The sequence below is a fragment of the Halorubrum ruber genome (genome assembly GCF_018228765.1).
GTDB lineage: Archaea > Halobacteriota > Halobacteria > Halobacteriales > Haloferacaceae > Halorubrum > Halorubrum ruber.
Map to the genome: position 1 here is coordinate 2,835,544 of NZ_CP073695.1, position 18,435 is coordinate 2,853,978.

At 70.2% G+C, this 18,435-nt stretch carries 13 protein-coding genes and 1 pseudogene; 8 read left to right on the plus strand and 6 right to left on the minus strand.

Annotation, left to right across the window (positions count from 1 at the left end; translation table 11 throughout):
- Window positions 1-69 precede the first annotated feature (69 nt).
- The 5 genes from J7656_RS14045 (at window position 70) to J7656_RS14065 (ending at window position 6,056) form a co-directional block, all read left to right on the plus strand.
- A complete protein-coding gene (locus J7656_RS14045; RefSeq protein WP_007344990.1) occupies window positions 70-783 on the plus strand; it encodes a phosphoribosyltransferase family protein in 714 nt (237 codons plus the stop codon).
- Window positions 784-909: 126 nt separating this feature from the next.
- Window positions 910-2,289 (plus strand): NCS2 family permease, encoded by a 1,380-nt coding sequence (locus J7656_RS14050; RefSeq protein WP_017342286.1) that lies wholly within the window; start codon window positions 910-912, stop codon window positions 2,287-2,289.
- Between the two features lie 492 nt (window positions 2,290-2,781).
- Window positions 2,782-4,269, plus strand: a complete 1,488-nt coding sequence (locus J7656_RS14055) for a glycerate kinase type-2 family protein (RefSeq protein ID WP_211553617.1) — start codon at window positions 2,782-2,784, stop codon at window positions 4,267-4,269.
- 20 nt (window positions 4,270-4,289) lie between these two features.
- The gene (locus J7656_RS14060; protein WP_017342284.1) at window positions 4,290-5,348 is read left to right on the plus strand and encodes an alanine dehydrogenase; all 1,059 of its coding nucleotides are present in this window, start codon (window positions 4,290-4,292) and stop codon (window positions 5,346-5,348) included.
- A 42-nt stretch (window positions 5,349-5,390) separates the two neighbouring features.
- Window positions 5,391-6,056, plus strand: coding sequence for a dihydrofolate reductase (locus J7656_RS14065; RefSeq protein WP_017342283.1), 666 nt, complete (start codon window positions 5,391-5,393; stop codon window positions 6,054-6,056).
- 35 nt (window positions 6,057-6,091) lie between these two features.
- Here the strand turns inward: J7656_RS14065 and J7656_RS14070 are convergent, their stop codons facing one another.
- Window positions 6,092-8,596, minus strand: a complete 2,505-nt coding sequence (locus J7656_RS14070) for a methyl-accepting chemotaxis protein (protein WP_211553619.1) — start codon at window positions 8,594-8,596, stop codon at window positions 6,092-6,094.
- Between the two features lie 125 nt (window positions 8,597-8,721).
- A complete protein-coding gene (locus J7656_RS14075; RefSeq protein WP_017342281.1) occupies window positions 8,722-9,513 on the minus strand; it encodes a 23S rRNA (uridine(2552)-2'-O)-methyltransferase in 792 nt (263 codons plus the stop codon).
- A gap of 248 nt (window positions 9,514-9,761) precedes the next feature.
- Here J7656_RS14075 and J7656_RS14080 point away from each other — a divergent pair, with 248 nt between their 5' ends.
- Together J7656_RS14080 and J7656_RS14085 are read left to right on the plus strand one after the other, a co-directional pair.
- Window positions 9,762-10,682 (plus strand): helix-turn-helix domain-containing protein, encoded by a 921-nt coding sequence (locus J7656_RS14080; protein WP_211553621.1) that lies wholly within the window; start codon window positions 9,762-9,764, stop codon window positions 10,680-10,682.
- Entirely contained in the window at window positions 10,679-11,491 is an 813-nt protein-coding gene (locus tag J7656_RS14085; protein ID WP_211553623.1) for a DUF6036 family nucleotidyltransferase, read from the plus strand. The genes J7656_RS14080 and J7656_RS14085 overlap by 4 nt, the downstream gene beginning before the upstream one ends.
- A gap of 37 nt (window positions 11,492-11,528) precedes the next feature.
- Here the strand turns inward: J7656_RS14085 and J7656_RS14090 are convergent.
- The 4 genes and pseudogenes from J7656_RS14090 to gatB form a co-directional block, all read right to left on the minus strand.
- Window positions 11,529-11,977: pseudogene (locus J7656_RS14090) on the minus strand (GNAT family N-acetyltransferase).
- Entirely contained in the window at window positions 11,974-12,207 is a 234-nt protein-coding gene (gene samp2 / locus J7656_RS14095; protein ID WP_211553624.1) for a ubiquitin-like small modifier protein SAMP2, read from the minus strand. Before samp2 ends, J7656_RS14090 begins: the two are co-directional and overlap by 4 nt.
- Window positions 12,208-12,260: 53 nt before the next feature.
- Window positions 12,261-12,575, minus strand: coding sequence for a hypothetical protein (locus tag J7656_RS14100; protein ID WP_211553625.1), 315 nt, complete (start codon window positions 12,573-12,575; stop codon window positions 12,261-12,263).
- A 708-nt stretch (window positions 12,576-13,283) separates the two neighbouring features.
- Window positions 13,284-14,771, minus strand: a complete 1,488-nt coding sequence (gene gatB, locus J7656_RS14110) for an Asp-tRNA(Asn)/Glu-tRNA(Gln) amidotransferase subunit GatB (protein WP_211553626.1) — start codon at window positions 14,769-14,771, stop codon at window positions 13,284-13,286.
- Between the two features lie 474 nt (window positions 14,772-15,245).
- Between gatB and J7656_RS14115 the strand changes: the two genes are divergently transcribed.
- The gene (locus J7656_RS14115; protein ID WP_249191468.1) at window positions 15,246-18,395 is read left to right on the plus strand and encodes a PAS domain-containing protein; all 3,150 of its coding nucleotides are present in this window, start codon (window positions 15,246-15,248) and stop codon (window positions 18,393-18,395) included.
- The last annotated feature ends 40 nt before the right edge of the window (window positions 18,396-18,435 follow it).

Below are 18,435 nucleotides of genomic sequence, written 5' to 3' on the forward strand. Positions count from 1 at the left end.
CACGCTCGTGCGTATCGGCGCCACGATCGACTTCGACGTATTCATAGTTGTGCGATCGCGATCATTCCCATGAACCGCGCAGAGAAGGCGGCCCTCCAGCTACAGGCGGTCGCCGTGTTGCGGATGCTGAAGGAGACGCGAACGTACGAGGAGCTGTCGGAGGTGACCGGGCTGCCCGCGGGCGACCTGAACCGGTACGTGAACGGGCACGTGCTGCCCGGCACCGACCGCGCGAGCGAGGTCGTCGAGTCGGTCGGCCGCGAGGCGCTCGCCGACGAGCTGGTCGCGCGCGTCGAGTTCGACGACGAGGGGTACGTGGACAACTCCGGCGTCGTCTTCGACCAGTCGTTCCTCGATCTGGTGGCGCCGGTCGCGGCGGAGACGTTCGAGTTCGAGTCGCCCGACGTGGTCCTGACTGCCGCGACCGACGGGATCACGCTCGGCGCGGCGATGGCCTCCTTCTTCGACGCGCGCTTGGCGTACGCGAAGAAGTCGAAAGAGACCGCCGTCGAGGAGTTCATCGAGTCGCGCCAGCGGCTCGCCTCCGGCATCGAGCTCACCTACTACCTCCCCGCGAGCGCGATCGACGCCGGCGACACGGTGTTAGTCGTCGACGACCTCATCCGCTCGGGCGAGACCCAAGAGCTCCTCTTGGACATCGCGCTCCAGGGCGACGCCGACGTCACCGGCGTGTTCGCGCTCATCGCCGTCGGCGACGAGGGGATGGACCGCGCGCGAGCGATCACCGACGCGCCGGTCGGGGCGCTGACGACGTTCGAGTAGCCACGTTCGCGCATACTATTTGTTCATAAACAGGAGATATCCCCTTTTCGATCCACACTCGTGGATAACTAAGCGCGGCGTTCAGCAAGGCTTATCATCCGATCCCGGGGAACACTCACCCGTTCAATGGGCCTTTCAGACACGCTGGCCGCGCGGTTCGACGTGGAGTCGCACGGGTCGGACGTTCGGACGGAGATAATCGCCGGGCTCACGACGTTCCTCGCGATGTCGTACATCATCGTCGTGAACCCCGCCATCCTCTCGGAGGCGATCCAGATCGAGGGGTACGGGCAGGGAGAGGTGTTCCAGATGATTGCCATCGCGACGATCCTCTCGGCGGCGATCGCGACGGCCGTGATGGCGCTGTACGCGAACCGGCCGTTCGGGCTCGCGCCCGGGCTCGGGCTCAACGCCTTCTTCGCGTACACGGTCGTGCTGGGACTCGGCGTCCCGTGGCAGACGGCCCTCGCCGCCGTCTTCGTCGAGGGGGTCCTGTTCATGCTCCTGACCGCGGTCGGCGCACGAGAGTACGTCATCCGGCTGTTCCCCGAGCCGGTGAAGCGCTCCGTCGGCGCCGGTATCGGACTGTTCCTGCTGTTCATCGGCTTTCAGGAGCTCCAACTCGTCGTCCCCGACGACGCGACGCTCGTCACGCTCGGCGGGATCTTCGGGAATCCGTGGGCGATCCTCGGGCTGCTCGGGCTCGCGTTCACCTTCGCCCTCTGGGCGCGCGGGATCACGGGCTCGATCGTGATCGGCATCGTGACGACCTCGCTGGTCGGCTGGGGGCTCACCCTCGCCGGCGTCTTCGGGCGCGGCACGGTCACCCCGGAGTCGCTGCCGAGCGCGCAGTACGACATCACGCCGCTCGCGGGCGCGTTCGTCGACGGGCTGGGACAGATCGACCCGCTCACGTTCGTCCTCGTCGTGTTCACGTTCTTCTTCGTCGACTTCTTCGACACCGCCGGGACGCTCATCGGCGTCTCGCAGTTCGGTGACTTCCTCGACGAGGACGGCGACCTCCCGGACATGGACAAGCCGCTGATGGCCGACGCGGTGGGGACGACCGCCGGCGCGGTGCTCGGCACCTCCACGGTGACGACGTACATCGAGTCGTCGACCGGCGTCGAGGAGGGCGGCCGCACCGGCCTCACCGCCCTCGTCGTCGCGCTCCTCTTCCTCGCGTCGCTCGCGGTGATCCCCGTCGTCGCCGCCATCCCGGCGTACGCCTCCTTCATCGCGCTGATCGTCGTCGGCGTGATGATGCTCCAAGGGCTCGTCGAGGTCGACTGGCAGGACCCGGCGTGGGCCGTCTCCGCGGGGCTCACGGTCACCGTGATGCCGTTCGCCTACTCCATCGCCGACGGACTCGCGGCCGGCATCGTCGCCTACCCGCTGATCAAGGTCGCGGTCGGCGAGTACGACGAGGTCGCGCTCGGGCAGTACGTCATCGCGGCGCTGCTCGCCGCCTACTACGTGCTCCAGACGCGCGGCGTCATCTTCTAAGGCGGTCGACGAGCCGCGACGGCCGTTCCGCACACCGTTTTTGAGCTTATAAAGATCCACGAGCGGGAGCGTCGGCACTTATAAAAGACAGATGCGGTGGCGCGTGCCGACGAGCGGCCGACAGGCCGCGAGTCGCACGCGCGAGGGAGTCGGTGGTCCGGAGCGAAGCGGAGGACCACCGACGAGGCTGGGGAGGCGTGAGGCGCTGTGCGGTCGCGGTCGGGTGGGACTCAAAGGGGCAGTCGCGAGGACGGCGCAGACGACGTAAGCACCGCAGCGAGTGAGCGGAGCGAACGAGCGAGGAGCGCAACGAGTGTGCGCCGTCCTCGCGACTGGGGCTTTGGTGGTGTTCGCCGTCAGTCCGCTCTCAGCTATTTATAAACGAGCGACTGGGGCTTTGGTGGTGTTCGCCGTCAGTCCGCTCTCAGCTATTTATAATGGCAGAACGCTCTTGAGCTGCCGGCACGCATCCCGACCGAGGCGACCGAACCAATGCCCGATCAGTCCGACGAGTTCCGCGTAACCGTCGCCGACCGGGAGCGACACGCGAGCGACCCGGCTCGCGAACTCGCGCTCGACTGCGTTACCGCGGGGATCGAGGCGGCCCACCCGGAGCGAGTGGTCGCGGACGCGCTTTCTCTCGACGATGACATCCTGACGGTCACCGCCGTCGACGACACCTCGACGACCGTTAACCTCGACGCGTACGATCGCGTCCTCGTCGTCGGCGCGGGCAACGCCGCGGGGCACTTCGCGGCCGCAGTCGAGCGCCTGCTCGGCGACCGGATCGACGGCGGCGCGGTCGTCACGGACGACCCCGTCGAGACCGATCGAGTCGCGGTCCTGGCCGGCGACCATCCCACCCCGAGCGAGACGGGCGTCGAGAGCGCCCGAGAGGTCCGCGAGGTCGCGGTCGACGCCGGCGAGGACGACCTCGTGATCGGCCTGATCACGGGCGGCGGGAGCGCGCTGCTGGCCGCGCCCGCCGAGGGAATCGGGCTCGACGACCTCCGCGAGACGACCGAGGCGCTGCTCGCGAGCGGCGCGACCATCGCGGAGATCAACGCGGTCCGGAAACACTGCTCGGCGGTGAAGGGCGGACGGCTCGCGCGGGCGGCCGCCCCCGCCGACGTCCTCGGCCTCGCGATAAGCGACGTCACCGGCGACGACCCGGCCGTGATCGCGAGCGGCCCCCTCTCGCCCGATCCGACGACGTACGCGGACGCGCTCGCGGTGCTCGACCGATACGGGATCGACGCCCCGGCCGCCGCGACCGACCGGCTCGAACGCGGTGCCGCGGGCGAGCTCGCGGAGACCCCGGGACCGGGCGATCCCCCGTTCGACGGCGACGGCGTCGACATCCGGATCGTCGCAAGCGCGCGCACCGCCCTGAACGCCGCCCGCGAGGTCGCCGCGGCGCGCGGGTACGAGCCGCTCGTGCTCTCCTCGCGGGTGCGCGGCGAAGCGGGCGAGGCGGCGAAGACCCACGCGGCGGTCGCAGAGGAGTGCCACGCGGCCGGCGAGCCCGCAGAGCCGCCCGCGGTCCTCCTCTCGGCCGGCGAGGTGACGGTGACGCTCGGCGACGACGCCGGAAAAGGCGGCCCGAACCAGGAGTTCGCGCTGTCGGCCGCGCTCGAACTCGACGCGGCGGGCCCGGACGGCGCGAGAGAGGCGGGCCACGCCGCGGTCGCCGTCGCGAGCGTCGACACCGACGGGATCGACGGCGCCACGGACGCTGCGGGCGCGCTGGTCGACGACCGCCTCGTCGGGGACGGCCCCGACGGCGGCGCCGACGATGGCGGCAGCGACGGGTTGCTGGACCGCGAGGCGGCCGCGGACGCGCTCGACGAGCACGACGCGTACCCGCTCCTCGACGAGGTGGGCGCGCTGCTCCGGACCGGACCGACCGGGACGAACGTCAACGACCTGCGCGCGGTCGTGGTTCCGGGGTCCGGACCGCGTTCGGAAGACACTAAGTAGCGGCTGGCAAATTCTGCGGCATGCAGACGCTGCTCCTCAACGCGGACGACGTCGACGAGAACGCCGAGATGGACCGCGTGATCGACGCGGTCCGCGGCGCGTTCACGGCCTACGAGCGCGGCGACGCGAAGATGCCGGCGAAGTCGTACATCGACCTCCCCGAGTACAACGGCGACTTCCGCTCGATGCCGGCGTACCTCGACGTGCGCGAGGAGGACGTCGCCGAGGAGACCGCGGCCGGCGACGGGTGGGACGCGGCCGGGATCAAGTGGGTGAACGTCCACACCGACAACCCCGCCGACCACGACCTCCCGACCGTGATGGGGACGATGATCTACTCCGACCCGGAGACGGCGTTCCCGCTCGCCGTCCTCGACGGGACGACGCTGACGATGAAGCGCACCGGCGCGGCCGCGGCGGTCGCGACCGACCACCTCGCCGTCCCCGACGCGAGCAGTCTCGGGATCGTCGGCGCCGGCGTCCAGTCGTACACGCAGCTCGAAGCGATCTCGACGGTACGAGACATCGAGGAGGTCGTGATCAGCGACCTCGACGAGGCGCGCGTCGCCGACTTCGTCGACGCGTTCGAAGGCCGGTTCGACGTGCGCGCGGGCTCGATCTCGGAGGCGGGCCACTGCGACGTGCTCTCGACGGTGACCCCCGTCGAGGACCCGATCGTCGGTCCGGACGACGTGGGCGATCACACTCATATCAACGCGATGGGCGCGGACGCCGAGGGCAAACACGAGCTCGCGGACGACCTCCTCTTAGACGCTACCGTCGTCATCGACGACCACGAGCAGTGCACCCACTCCGGCGAGATCAACGTCCCCTACGCCGCGGGGACGCTCACGGACGACGACATCTACGGCGAGATCGGCGAGATCGTCGTCGGCCGCCGCGCGGGCCGGCCCGGCACGTCAGGCACGCCGGCCGACGCCGACGGCGTGCGCGGCGTCAGCGTCTTCGACTCGACGGGGCTCGCGATCCAGGACGTGGCGGCCGCGCGCGTCGTCTACGAGCGCGCCGACGAACTGGACAACGGCTACCCGTTCGACCTGCTCGGCCTCGACGGCTGAACTCGACGCGTCGCTTTTGCCCCTCCGTCCCGTATCCGACCCGTGAGACTCGTCAGCGTCGCCGCGCTCGCGGAGAACCGCGTGATCGGGAGAGACGGCGAGGTGCCGTGGCCCCACATCGAGGCGGACGTCAGGCAGTACCGCGAGCGCGTCGCGGGCTCGCCGGTAATCCTCGGCCGCCGCACCTTCGACTCGATGCGCGGCGACCTCCCGGGGAGCCGGCAGATCGTCGTGAGCCGCAGCGTCGACGCCGTCGACGCCCCGACCGCGGTCGTCGCGAACGGCGTCGAGGAGGCGCTCGACCTGGCCCGTGACCTTGTCGGGTCGGCGCCCGCCCCGACGGCGGACGAGGAGGCAGCCGGCCCAACCGCGGACGCCGAGGCGGCCGAAGCGGGCACCGACGCGGACCGGGTCGCCGCCGAGGCGGACCGAGTCGCCGCCGAGGCAGACCCGATACCCGAGGAGTCGGCGGACGCCGGCGGGACCGGCACCCCCGGAGAGACCGACGATGTCGTCTACGTCCTCGGCGGCGGCGGGATCTACGAGCTGTTCCAGCCGCACCTCGACGAGATGGTCCTCAGCCACGTCGACGGCGCCTACGAGGGCGATACGCGCTACCCCGAGTGGGACGAAAGCGAGTGGGAGATCGCGGAGGAAACAGCGTACGACCGGTTCACGCTGCGCGAGTGGGCGCGTCGGGAGCGCTGAGCGGCTCTGCCCCCGACAGGGAACGATAGTCGGGGTTACGACCCGTCGGCACGCTCCTCGGCGTACCGTTCGAGCTGCAGGGCGGTGCTGTCGGCGAGCCGTTCGACCGCGGACTCGACACCGTGCTCGCGGGCGTCGACGGACGCCTCGGCGACGAGCGTCCGAACCGTGTCGAACGGGCCGATCCGGGCGCCGGTCGTGGCGACCGCGTCCTCGGCGTCGAGCAGCTGGTTTATCGCGGTGCGGTAGCCGGGGTTCTCGTCGAACCACCCGTCGCGGTCGAGCCGGTCGACCGCGCCCTCGTGGACCGGGAAGTAGCCGGTCTCGCGGTGCCAGCGCGCCTGTCGCTCCGGCGCCGCGAGCCAGCCGAGGAACGACGCGGCGGCGCGCTGCTCGGCCGGCGACGCGCCGTCCGCGACCCACAGCGACCCGCCGCCGACGACGACGCCGTGTCGCTCGTCGGCGACCGGGAAGTAGCCGACGCCGACCGGGAAGGAGGCTCCCTCCCGCACGCCGACCATCGAGGAGGTGGAGCCGATCAGCATCCCGGCGCGCCCCTCGTGGAACGCCTCCCGGGCCTGCCCGCGGGCCTCGATACCGGGGTCGTGGTAGAGGCCGTCGGCCGCCATGTCGGCGATCCAGCGGTAGACCCGCTCGCCGACCGGCCCGTCGAACCGGCTCTCGGTCGGCGTGCCGCCCCGCCCGTTGTCGGCGTCGACGAGCGGCTCGCCGGCCTCGGCGAACCACTGCTCGACGAACCACGAGTACGTCGCGAACGTGATCCCCGTCTCGGTCGCGCCGCGCTCGACGAGCTGCTCGGCGCAGCGGCGGACCTCGTCGAACGTCTCCGGCGGGTCGTCGGGGTCTAACCCAGCGCGCTCGAACGCCGCGCGGTCGTAGTACAGCACGGGCGTCGACGCGTTGAACGGCATCGAGTGGAGGACGCCGTCGGTCCGGTAGTAGTTGGCCACGGGGTCGAGCAGGTCGTCGGGCGAGAAGCCTGCGGCCGCGGTGTCGGGATCGAGGAGGCGCTCGACGGGCATGAACGCCCCGCTGTCGAGCGCGCGCTGGGTGCCGATCTCGTAGAGGTGCGCGATCGCGGGCGGGTCGCCCCGGTCCGCCGCCGCGAGCGTCGCCTCGAACACGCCGCGGTAGCTCCCCTTCGAGGCGGGCCGGACCGCGACCCCGTCGGTCTCGGCCGCGAACTCGGCCGCGAACTCGTCGAGGAGCCGGGCCTTGCGGCCGCCGAACGCGTGCCAGAAGTCGAGGACGACGGCGTCGTCGGCCGCGGCGCCGTCCGCGTCGTAGGCGTCGAGCGCGTCGTCGAGGGTGCCGGTCCGGTCGGCGAGCGTCGAGGCCCCGGCGGCCACCTCGGCCAGCGACGTCTTCTGCGCGTGCGCGACCGCGGTGGCGTCGCCGGCGTCCGCGGCCGTCTCCTCCGCGAGGTCGCCGACCGACTCGACCGCGTCGACCACCGCCTCGATCGAGGTCGCCTGGTCGTCGGTGGCGTCGCGGATCTCCTCGACGCCGCTCGTCGTCTCCTCGACGTCGGCGGCGAGGTCGGTGAACGCCTCCAGCGCCTCCTCGGCGGTAGTTATCCCCTCGTCGGCGCGCTCGCGCATCTCGGTCATCTCGTCGACGGTCGCGTCCGTCTCGGCGCGCACCGACCGGATCGACGACTCGATCTCGCTGGTCGCGTCCCGCGCCTCCTCCGCGAGGCTCTTGACCTCCTCGGCGACCACCTCGAAGCCCGCGCCGGCCTCGCCCGCGCGGGCGGCCTCGATCGAGGCGTTGAGCGCGAGGATGTTCGTCTCGTCGGCGATGTCCTGGATCAGGTCGGTGACGTCCTCGATCGCCGCGACCTCGGATTCCAGCGTCTCGACGCGGTCGAGCGCCTCCTCGGTCCGCTCGTCCACGACGCGGAGCTCCTCGATGGCGGCGGTCGCGGCGTCGGTCCCCTCGTCGGTCCGCTCGGCGACGCCGGCCGCGGTCTCGGCCACCTCGTCCGCGGAGGCGGCGACCTCCTCGGTGGCGGCCGAGACGGTCTGGAGTTCGCTCGTCGCGGCCGCGATGTCGTCGCGCTGGCGGGTCGCGGCCGCCTCGATGTCGTCGACCGCGGCGTACACCTCGTCGCTCTGCGCCTTCGCGCGGTCGACGTTCGACCGGACGTGTTCGGTCGCGCCCGCCACCTCGTCGCCGAAGCCGTCGACGGCGGAGACGGTCTCGGCGACCCCGTCGACGAACTCGTTGAGCGTCGCCGCCAGCGCCGCCGCCTCGCCGTCGGCCTCCTCGGCCGGGAACCGCGCTCCGAGGTCGCCGTCGGCCAACTGTTCCGCGGCCTCACGGAACGCCGAGACCGGAACGTCGTCGCCCGCGGCGGCGCCGGAGGCCGCCGCCGTCTCGCCGGACGCAACCCCGCCGTCGGTGGTCGCGTCCGCGTCCGTCGATGCCGCCGAACGGTCCACGTTCGTCGATGCCGTCGAGCCGTCCCCGTCGGCGGAACCCCGCTCGGACCGGCGTCTCGCGTCGTCACTGTTCATTCGTCGTCACTCGCCCGCGGGGGTATATAAGAATCAGAGTCGAATTATCCCGGCTGATAGCGGCGGGTGCGGGAGTGGGGGCGGCCGCGGCGGCGCCGCCGCGAGCGTTCGCCGACCGCGGCGACTCAGTTCGACGCGTCCGAGCCGCCCTCGTCGACGGGCTCGGCGAAGCCGAACCGCGGCTTGACGTCGGTGACCTCGACCGTGAGCGTCTCGCCCACGTCGCCGTCGACGAACAGCGTGTACCCCTCGACGTAGGCGATGCCGTCGCCCTCGTCGCCCTCCTCCTCGACGGTCACCTCGACCCGGTCGCCCTCGGCGACCGGCGAGGTCGTGTACCCCTTCGCGACGAGGTACACCTCCGAGGACGAGTCCCGCGAGGCGGGCGGGGAGACCGTGCGAACGTACTGGAACGAGTCCGCCACGTCGTCGCGGAAGGTGTCGAGGTCCTCCCCTTGGAACACCTTCACGACGAAGTCGCCGCCGGGCGCGAGCAGCTCGTCCGCGGTGTCCAGCGCCTGCCGCGCGAGGTGGACCGACCGGGCGTGGTCGAGGTTGTACTCGCCGGTCATGTTCGGCGCCATGTCCGAGAGGACCGCGTCCGCGCCGCCCTCGCCGACCGCCTCGCGCAGGTAGTGGCGGGTGCGCTCCTCGGTCATGTCGCCGCGGAGCGTCTCGACGTCGTGCTCGTCGAACTCGTCGATGCGCTGGAGGTCGACGCCGACGACGGTGCCGCCGTCGCCCACCTCCTCGGCCGCGACCTGAAGCCACCCACCGGGGGCGGCGCCGAGGTCGACCACGGTGTCGCCGGGGGCGAGCAGGTCCGCCTCCTCGGCTATCTGTTTCAGCTTGTAGGCGGACCGGGCGCGGTACCCCTGCTGTTTGGACCGGTTGTAGTAGTCGTCTTTGCCTGACATGACTACCTCACCGCGTTCCGCGGAGCGTTCTGTGCGGGAATTACGGACGAATCTGCGCTCATACCGAGTGAGACGCCGTCGAGGCGGAAAGGGACATCGGATAGCACCGGTCGTCTTGGTGTGGCTTTACACGAGGGGTTCGACTAGAAACGGCGAGTGCGTACCGAACGTACTCTGATACAGTAGCTCGAACAAATGTGTCGCGATATTACGAACTCTTTTATAATTAGATCGTTTTATTGAGGCATATGTACACCGAGGCCGAACTCCGCGTGCTGGCGGCCGCTCAGGGTGAGCCGACGGTCTCGGCCCTCGCCGAGGAACTCGATCGGAGCGTGAACTACGTCTCCGAACTCCTTGACCAAATGGAGGAGAAGGGACTCGTTCACACCACCCGATCAGGGAAGACCAAGCACGTCCACCGGTCGAGCGCGAGAGCCATCGAGCTGTACGACCAGTTCGTTCAGCGGTATCCCCACATTCCCTTCGCGGAACTGCTCGGCGGTGCGACGCTCCGGGTACTGTACCACCTCGCCACCCCGGCATCCCCGACCGACCTCGCGGAACAGGCCGGCGTTCACCGCAGCACGGTCTATCGGTCGCTCTCGCCGCTCCAGCATCGGGGTCTCGTCTACCGCGACGACGGGCGATTCGCGCTCAACGACGAATTCGAAGGGCTGGCAAGGCTGGCCCACGAGTTCGCCCACCACCGGAACCGGAACCGGACCGAGGAACACGCCGACACATACACGATCCTCTGGGAGTCGCTCGACGAGTTCCTCGTCCAGACTGACGAGCTGATCGGGACGAGCGCGTTCCATATAACCGGGCCAGAGAAGTTCCAAGCATTCGAGCTCCCGCTACTGGCTCGCAAGCGTCGGTACTACCTGTACTCCGAGTCCACCAATGAGATCTCGCCCGAGGAGCTGTGCTGCCACATGCTGGTCATCGGCGACGACACGCGTTCGCGGTCGTACTGTCTCCTGCTGCTCGGCGAGGTAGATGTCGATCGAGACGATCTGCTCGACATCGCCACGACGTACGGCGTCGAGGACGACGTGCGGGCGCTGCTGGAGTACCTCGACACCGACGGGGAGACGCGAACGGAGAAACTCCCGACGTGGGACGAGTTCCGTGACCTCGCCGACGAGTACGGGGTGGCAGTATGAGAGAGCGCTTCGACAGCGAGTACATCCGCTCGGAGCTGGAGCGACTCGGCGACCAACTCGAAGCGCCGCTGACGGTCTACCTGATCGGCGGCGGATCGATGGCGTTTCGCGACCTCAAGGAGACGACGAAGGACATCGACCTCATCGTCACCGACGGGGATACGCTCCGACAGTTACAGGGCGCCTTGCTCGGCTCTGGCTACGAGATCGTTAGGGACCCGGGCGAGGAGTACGACGAACTCGGCGCACAACGCATCCTCGAGAACGACGACGGCTGTCGCATCGACGTCTTCAACCGGCAGGTGGTCGACAAGTTAATTCTCTCCGAGGGGATGCGCGAGCGGAGCGAGGCACATCTGAATGCCGGGGGGTTGACCGTTGCGCTCGTCAGCGCCGAGGACATCTTCCTGTTCAAGTCGGTCGCCGGGCGCACTGACGACGTCGACGACATGTTCGCACTGGTACAGACGGGTCTGGACTTCGAGATCGTCGAGGCGGAACTCCGGCGACAGATCGACCTCCTCGGACAGGAGCTGTTCGTCTCGCACGTGAACGAGGCCCTGATCGCGCTCGACGAGCGGCACAACGTCGCGACGCCGCTCTCCGAGGTGGTGAGCGAAATCACCGAGCGCGTGTACCGGGAACTCGAAGTGATACAGGTGTTCGACGACAGGATCTCCCGGTCAGAGTTGTACGAGCGAATCGATCTCTCGTCAAACGAAGTAGACGAGGCCATCCGCAGTCTCGAGAGCAAGGGTGTCGTGAATATCGAGGGCGATCAGATATCGAAGGAGTCGATCAACCTTTGAGCCCCGAATTCGGTCCGTCGACTTTCCGAATTAGTTGTCACACCGAGCGACGACCGAGAGAACGTCCCCCACCTGCCCCTCCAGCGTCGACCGCGAACCCCAGCGCCTGGTAGAACCCGGTTAGGTCGGCGTCGAAGGTCGCGGTGACGACCGCGACCGCGGGGTCGGACTCCCCCGGCGGACCGCGGCCGCGACGAGCGCCGAGCCGATCCCCCGACCGCGTCGCGCTCGCCTGACCGCGACGGCGTCGACGTGAAGCCGGTCGGGGTCGGGTCGCACGGCGAGCAGCGCGCCGACGACCCCGCCGGTTCTCGTCGAGCGCGCGACGAGCGCGTCTCCGGCCGCGATCCGGTCGTCGACGGCGTCCGCGTCGGTCTCCAGCATCGCCGCGTCGAGGATTCGGAGGACGTCGAGGCGGTCGTCGGAGGTCGCGGGCTCGACGGTCACGTCCGCGGGCGGATCGGGGAGATCGTGATCTCCGGTCACGCGTCGGGGTCCGTCTCGCCGGCGTCCGTCGCGCCGCCCTTTATCAGCCGGAGGACACGGACCCGCTCGGCGTCGACGACGCGGTCGCCGGGGACCGGCGATCCGTCGACCAGCGCCGACGCCTCCTGCGGGTGGTAGCCCGCGGCGCGGATCAGGTCGTCGTACGTCGCGTCGGCGGCGAGGCTGTACTCCTCGCTCCCTTCGCCGACGACCTCGACGGTCACGTCCATGGGCGCCGTAGCGGGCGAGCGGGCGTCAATCGCACGGTTTCGGCGCGCTCGGCTCAGTCGAGACCGGGCTCGCGGACGTTCCACTTCCAGAGGAACCACGCGACGGGGGCGGCGATCGCGAGCGTCACCAGCACGTCGGGCCGGGGGACCACGCCGGTCCACGCGTCGACGACGAGGAGGCTCGTCGCGGCCGCAGCGAGGACGAGGACCGCCGCCGCGTCGCGGGCGAGTTCCGCCTCGCGCTCGGGCGGGAGGCCGCCGTCGTAGCCGGCGATCAGACCGACCTTCCCGCGGGCGCGGATCGCCCACGCGAGCAGGAGACAGAAGCCGATCGAGACGGCCGACAGGAGGGTGGAAGCGGGGGCCATACGCGGGATATACCGTGTGATTAGGATAAAATCGGCTGATCGTTGACGTCGGTGAATCGGATCGGGCGAGTGACATCGCTTGCGGCTGTTTATAAGCGAACAACGACGCTGCGATGAACACCTCCAAAGCCCCAGCCGCTCACTTATAAATGACTGAACGTAGAACGGCGGTGAACACCTCCAAAGCCCCAGCCGCTCGTTTATAAATAATTGACCGGAGATCAACGGAGAACACCTCCCAATTCCCAGCCGCTCGTTTATAAATGATTGATCGGAGATCAACGGAGAACACCTCCCAATTCCCAGCCGCTCGGTTATAGATGATTGACCGGAGATCGACGGAGAACACCTCCAAAGCCCCAGCCGCGAGGGCTCGGTGCGCTCGCTGCGCGCCTCGGTCGCTCACTCCGTTCGCTCCCTCGGTGCTTACGTCGCGCGCCTTCGCCCTCGCGGCTGCCCCTTTGAGTCCCACCCCGCACAGCACCGCCCCGCACCTCACGCCTCCCCAGCCTCGTCGGTGGTCCTCCGCTTCGCTCCGGACCACCGACTCCCTCGCGCGTGCGACTCGCGGCCTTCGGCCGCTCGTCGGCACGCGCCGACCGCGTCGTTCTTTATAAGTAGTCGTCGCTGCTCATGGGTATTTAAATACAGTATCGCCGCCGCCGAGCTAATTCGTCCGCTCCCGAAATCGGCCGACACTCGACCGTCTCAGCCGTCTAACTCCTCGCGCAGCAGCCCGTTCACCTGGCCAGGGTCGGCGCTGCCGCCGGTCGCCTGCATCACCTGCCCGACGAGGAAGTTGATCGCGCCCTCGTCGCCGTCGTGGTAGTCGCTCACGGCGCCGGGGTTCTCGTCGATGGCGGCTTCGACCGCGGCCTCGACCTCGCCGCTCTCGGCCTTCCCGAGCCCCTCGCGCTCGATGACCGTCTCGGGGTCGTCGCCCTCGTCGAGCATCTCGCGGAGGACGACCTCCTCGGCGTTCTTCACGGTGAGTTCGTCGGCGGCGACTAACTCGATCAGGCGCGTGAACTCGTCGAGGCGGTCCTCGACGTCGGTTATCTCCATCTCGCGGTAGTTGAGCTCGCCGAGCAGGTTGTCGGCGACCCACGTCGCGGCGAGGTCGGGGTCGAACTCGCTCGCCACGTCCTCGAAGAAATCCGCGACCGCCTTCGTGGAGGTGAGCTTCGAGGCCGCCTCGCGGTCGAGCCCGTACTCCTCGCGGAAGCGCTCGCGGCGGGCGTCGGGCAGCTCCGGGATCGCGATCTGTTCCTTCCAGTCGGCCACCTCAAGGGCGGGGAGGTCGCCCTCGCGGAAGTAGCGGTAGTCCTTCTCGGCCTCCTTCGAGCGCATCCCGACGGTGACGCCGCGGTCCTCGTCCCAGTGGCGGGTCTCCTGTTCGATCTCGCGGCCGCGCCGGAGGACGTTCTCCTGGCGGGTGACCTCGTAGGCGAGCGCCTGCTCCGCGCCCTTGTGGCTGGAGATGTTCTTCACCTCGGCGCGGTTCACGTCGTCGAGCGCGTCGCCGTCGATCGTCCCGTCGTCCGCGACGTGTTCGTCGGGGACGAGAGAGACGTTGGCGTCGACGCGTAAGCTCCCGTCGCGGCCGGGGTCGAAGACGCCGAGGTATTCGAGGACCTCCTCCAGCTTCGCGAGGAACGCGCGCGTCTCGGCCGGCGAGCGGAAGTCCGGCTCCGTGACAATCTCCATGAGGGGGGTGCCCGCGCGGTTGTAGTTGACGAGGGTGTGCGTCGCCGACTCGATCGAGCCGCCGGCGTGCTGGAGGCTGCCGGGGTCCTCTTCGAGGTGCGCGCGGGTGATCCCGACCGTCCGCGGCTCGCCGTCGACGCGGATCTCCAGCTCGCCGTCCGCGCAGATCGGCGCGTCGTACTGGGTGAGCTGGAAGTTCTTCGGGAGGTCGGGGTAGTAGTAGTTCTTCCGGTGGAACGTGGTCGTCTCGGGGATGTCGGCGTCGATCGCCTTCCCCACCTTCACGGCGGCCTCGACGGCGGCCTCGTTGAGGACGGGGAGCGCGCCCGGCAGCCCGAGGCAGGTCGGGCAGGTGCGCGTGTTCGGCTCCTCGTCGTCTCCGGGCTCCGTCGAGCAGCCGCAGAAGATCTTCGTGTCGGTCTCGAGCTGGACGTGGACCTCCAGCCCGATCACGACTGTCCGGTCCGCCGTCGCGGCCTGCGTGCTCATTACCGGCCCGTTGTGAGCGGGCCGCCTAAATCGTGTCGGGACGGCGGGCGCCCGGCGGGGGCAGCCAAAATCTCACGTCCGACAGCTCGGAGGGAACGATTATCAGGGGGCCGTCCGTATCTGTGTCGGTGAGCGAACCGACGATCCGTCGTCGCGCCGGTCCGGAGCCTCCGAGGAGGCCCCGCGAACGCCGCGCGCGAGCGACCGGGAGCGGAGGGCAGCGGCGGGAATGACGGCCGAGGAACGCCCTCACGGCGGCACCGCCGACTCCCCCCGCCCGAGCCGACGCTCCACCTCGGAGAGCCGGTCGACGCCGCGTGGGGGAAGCTCCCAGAGGGAACCCGGGTCAGCCGAGCGATCGGCGACGCGAACCGGGACGACGGGCGTCCGGAGCGGGTCCTAGTCCGCCTTCGGGAAGACGGGGGGCAGGGCGACCGGCTCGAATCGGTCCGCGACCGCTACCCGGACGCGACGGTGCTCGCGTACTCGGTCGAGGACGACCCCGACGCCGCGATCGACGCGAGCCGGCTCGGCGTCGAGTACGTCTCGGGCCGGCGGCTCGCGGCCGACGGCGAGACGCTCGCGGACCGCGCGGGCGCAGCCGAGGAGCGTGAGGGCGGCGACAGCGGCCGGGGGGACGGCCCCCGAGACGACGACGGCCGACAGGATGGGCCCCGCGGCGACGACGACCGCGCGTTCCTCGAACCGTTCGTGCGGATCGTCTCCGATCGGCGCGCCGACCTCGAAGAGCAGATCGACGCGCTGCTCGAACTCGGCCGCGACTACCTCGGGCTGTCGATCGGCTACTCGTCCCGTATCGCCGGCGACCGTCTCGAAATTCGACAGTACAGCGACGCCACGGGCGTCCTCGATCCGATCGCGGGCGACGAGGCGGACGGCGACGGGTCGGTCCCGCTGGAGCTGACCTACTGCCGGCGGACGGTGAGCGGTCGCGCCGCCGGGCGCGGAACCGACGGCGAGCCGGTCGGCCAGGAAACCGACGGCGAGCCGATCGAGCGCGGCGCCGACGGTGACGACGGCGATCGGAAACGGAACGGGTGCCCCGACGTGTTCGCGTTCACCGACCCCGAGGCCGCCGGGATGGTGGGCGACCCGGCGTACGAGCAGTTCGGCTTCGGCAGCTACGTCGGCGGGCGCGTCGTCGTCGACGAGGAGGTGTTCGGCACGATCTGTTTCCTCGACCCCGAGTCGCGAGACCGGCCGTTCGACGCGGCCGAGGAGCTGTTCGTGGAGCTGCTCGCCGAGTGGCTCGGCCGCGCGATAGAGCGTCGGCTGGCCTTCGAGGAGCGCGAGGCGGCGGTCGAGCGGTACGAGGAGACGCTCGAACGGATCGACGACGCGTTCTTCGCGCTCGACGACGAGTGGCGGTTCACCTACGTCAACGAGACGGCCGCGACGCTTCTGGAGCGCGACCCCGACGAGCTGCTCGGCGCCGACGTCTGGGAGGAGTTCCCGGCCGCGATCGGCGAGGAGTACGAGCGGAACTACCGGCGGGCCATGGCGGAACAGGAGACGGTCTCGTTCGAGGCGCACTACGAGCCGCTCGACCTCTGGACCGAGGTGACCGCCTACCCCTCTCAGGACGGCCTCTCCGTGTTCTTCGTCGACGTCACGGACCGCAAGCGACGCGAGGAGACGCTCGAACGCCTGCTGGGAACGGTCGAGCGCATCCAGCGCGAGTCCGACGCCGAGGCCGTGGCCGAGCGGCTGGTCGAGGCCGCGGACGAGGTGCTCGACTACCGCATCAGCGCGGTGCGGCTGTTCGACGCGGCCGAAAACGAGCTCCGGCTCGCCGTCACGAGCGACGGGATCGGCGAGGCGTTCGCCGAGAGCCGACGACCGCGCCCGCCGGGCGAGGGAATCACGGGCCAGGTGTTCGAGCGGGGCGAGACCCGTGTGTGCGACGACATCGCGGCCGTCGAGGGGCCGGTGGCGCGCGACGGCGACGCGGGGAGCGGCGAGCGCTACGAGTACCACGGCATGCGCTCGTTCGTCGCGGTGCCGCTCGCGGACCACGGCGTCTTCGTCGTCGGCTCCACGGAGCCGGACGCGTTCGACGAGAGCGACGTCACCGTCCTCGAGCTGCTGGCGACGAACGCCGTCGCGACGATGGACGCCAACGACCGCCGGGAGCGGCTGCGAACCTACGAGAACGCGCTGAAGAACGTCGACGACATGGTGTGCGTGCTCGACCGCGAGGGAACCGTCACGTACGCGACTCGGCCGTTCGTCTCGTGGGTCGCCGGTCGCGAGGCCGACGGGCGACGGGGCCTCGACGGCGACGCCGACGGGCCGGTCGTCGGCCGCCGGCTCGACGAGCTCGTCTCCCCGACCTCCCGCGAGCGGGTTGCGGACGCGGTCGCGGCGCTCGCCGCCGACGGGGGCGAGAGCGATCCCGGCGCCACCCGCACGGTGGACCTGACGCGCGACCGGGACGGCGATGAGCGCCCGCGACACGGCGAGCTGCGGCTGTCCGCGCTGTCCGGCCCGGGGAGCGGCGTCGTGGGGTCGCTGTCGGACACCACCGACCTCCGCCGGACGCGTGCGGAGCTGTCGACGGAACGGGACCGCTTCCGACAGCTGTTCGAGCGGATCCCGGACCCGGTGTTGGAGGTCGTCATGGCCGACGACGAGACGGTGATCGACGGGATCAACCCCGCGTTCGAGTCGCAGTTCGGCGTCGACGAGTCCGCCGTCCGCGGCCAGCGCATCGCCGCGCTCGACATCGAGGTCGGGCGGCTGGGCGACGAACGGGGCGATCGGACCGACGGCGAGTCGCTCGCGGCGACGGTCCGCGAGCAGGGGTTCGTCACGGCGGAGCTGCGCCGGCAGACGGTCGACGGCCCCCGCGAGTTCCTCTTCCGCGGGTTCAGCTACGAAACCGAGGGGACCCGCCGGGCGTTCGGCATCTACACCGACATCACCGACCGGAAGCGGCGGGAGCGGTACGTCCGGATCGTCAACCGGATCCTCAGGCACAACCTGCGCAACGAGCTGAACGTCGTGTTCGGGTTCGCGGGCGAGATCGCGGAGCTGGCGGACGACGAGCGGGTCCGCGACTACGCCGAGCGGATCGAGGCGACCGGCCAGCGGCTGATCGACGTCACCGAGGGTGCCGCGGCGATCCGTCGCGTGGTCGAGGAGGGGTACGTGACCGACCCGGAACCGGTCTCCGTCTCGCGAGTGGTCGACGAGGCGGTCGCGCGCCACGCCGAGCGACGCCCCGACGCGCGGATCGAGGCCGACATCCCGGACGGCGTCGCGGTCCGCGGCGACGACCGGTTCGCGACCGCGATCGACCATCTCGTGGAGAACGCGGTCGACCACGGCGGCGACGAGCCCCGAGTCGCGGTGACCGCCGAGCGCGACCTCGACGAGGGGGTCGTGACGGTGACCGTCGCCGACGACGGCCCGGGGATCCCCGACGCGGTGCGCGAGGTGATCACCGGCGAGGGGGAGGTGACGCAGCTCCGGCACAACACCGGCGTCGGCCTGTGGATCGTCGCGTGGGTCGTCGAGGCGTACGGGGGCGCGATCCGCTTCGGCGACGGCCTCGACGGCCGCGGAGCGGCCGTGACGCTCGCGCTTCCCGCGGCGGAGTAGGCGGGAGCGGGCGGCGGCGGCCGCGGCTGCGGGCCCGACC

Bases quoted from the DNA above. Each gene is read 5' to 3' on its own strand.
- J7656_RS14045 (WP_007344990.1), top strand. From the start codon at position 70: ATGAACCGCGCAGAGAAGGCGGCCCTCCAGCTACAGGCGGTCGCCGTG.
- J7656_RS14050 (WP_017342286.1), top strand. From the start codon at position 910: ATGGGCCTTTCAGACACGCTGGCCGCGCGGTTCGACGTGGAGTCGCAC.
- J7656_RS14055 (WP_211553617.1), top strand. From the start codon at position 2,782: ATGCCCGATCAGTCCGACGAGTTCCGCGTAACCGTCGCCGACCGGGAG.
- J7656_RS14060 (WP_017342284.1), top strand. From the start codon at position 4,290: ATGCAGACGCTGCTCCTCAACGCGGACGACGTCGACGAGAACGCCGAG.
- J7656_RS14070 (WP_211553619.1), bottom strand. From the start codon at position 8,596: ATGAACAGTGACGACGCGAGACGCCGGTCCGAGCGGGGTTCCGCCGAC.
- J7656_RS14075 (WP_017342281.1), bottom strand. From the start codon at position 9,513: ATGTCAGGCAAAGACGACTACTACAACCGGTCCAAACAGCAGGGGTAC.
- J7656_RS14080 (WP_211553621.1), top strand. From the start codon at position 9,762: ATGTACACCGAGGCCGAACTCCGCGTGCTGGCGGCCGCTCAGGGTGAG.
- J7656_RS14085 (WP_211553623.1), top strand. From the start codon at position 10,679: ATGAGAGAGCGCTTCGACAGCGAGTACATCCGCTCGGAGCTGGAGCGA.
- samp2 (WP_211553624.1), bottom strand. From the start codon at position 12,207: ATGGACGTGACCGTCGAGGTCGTCGGCGAAGGGAGCGAGGAGTACAGC.
- J7656_RS14100 (WP_211553625.1), bottom strand. From the start codon at position 12,575: ATGGCCCCCGCTTCCACCCTCCTGTCGGCCGTCTCGATCGGCTTCTGT.
- gatB (WP_211553626.1), bottom strand. From the start codon at position 14,771: ATGAGCACGCAGGCCGCGACGGCGGACCGGACAGTCGTGATCGGGCTG.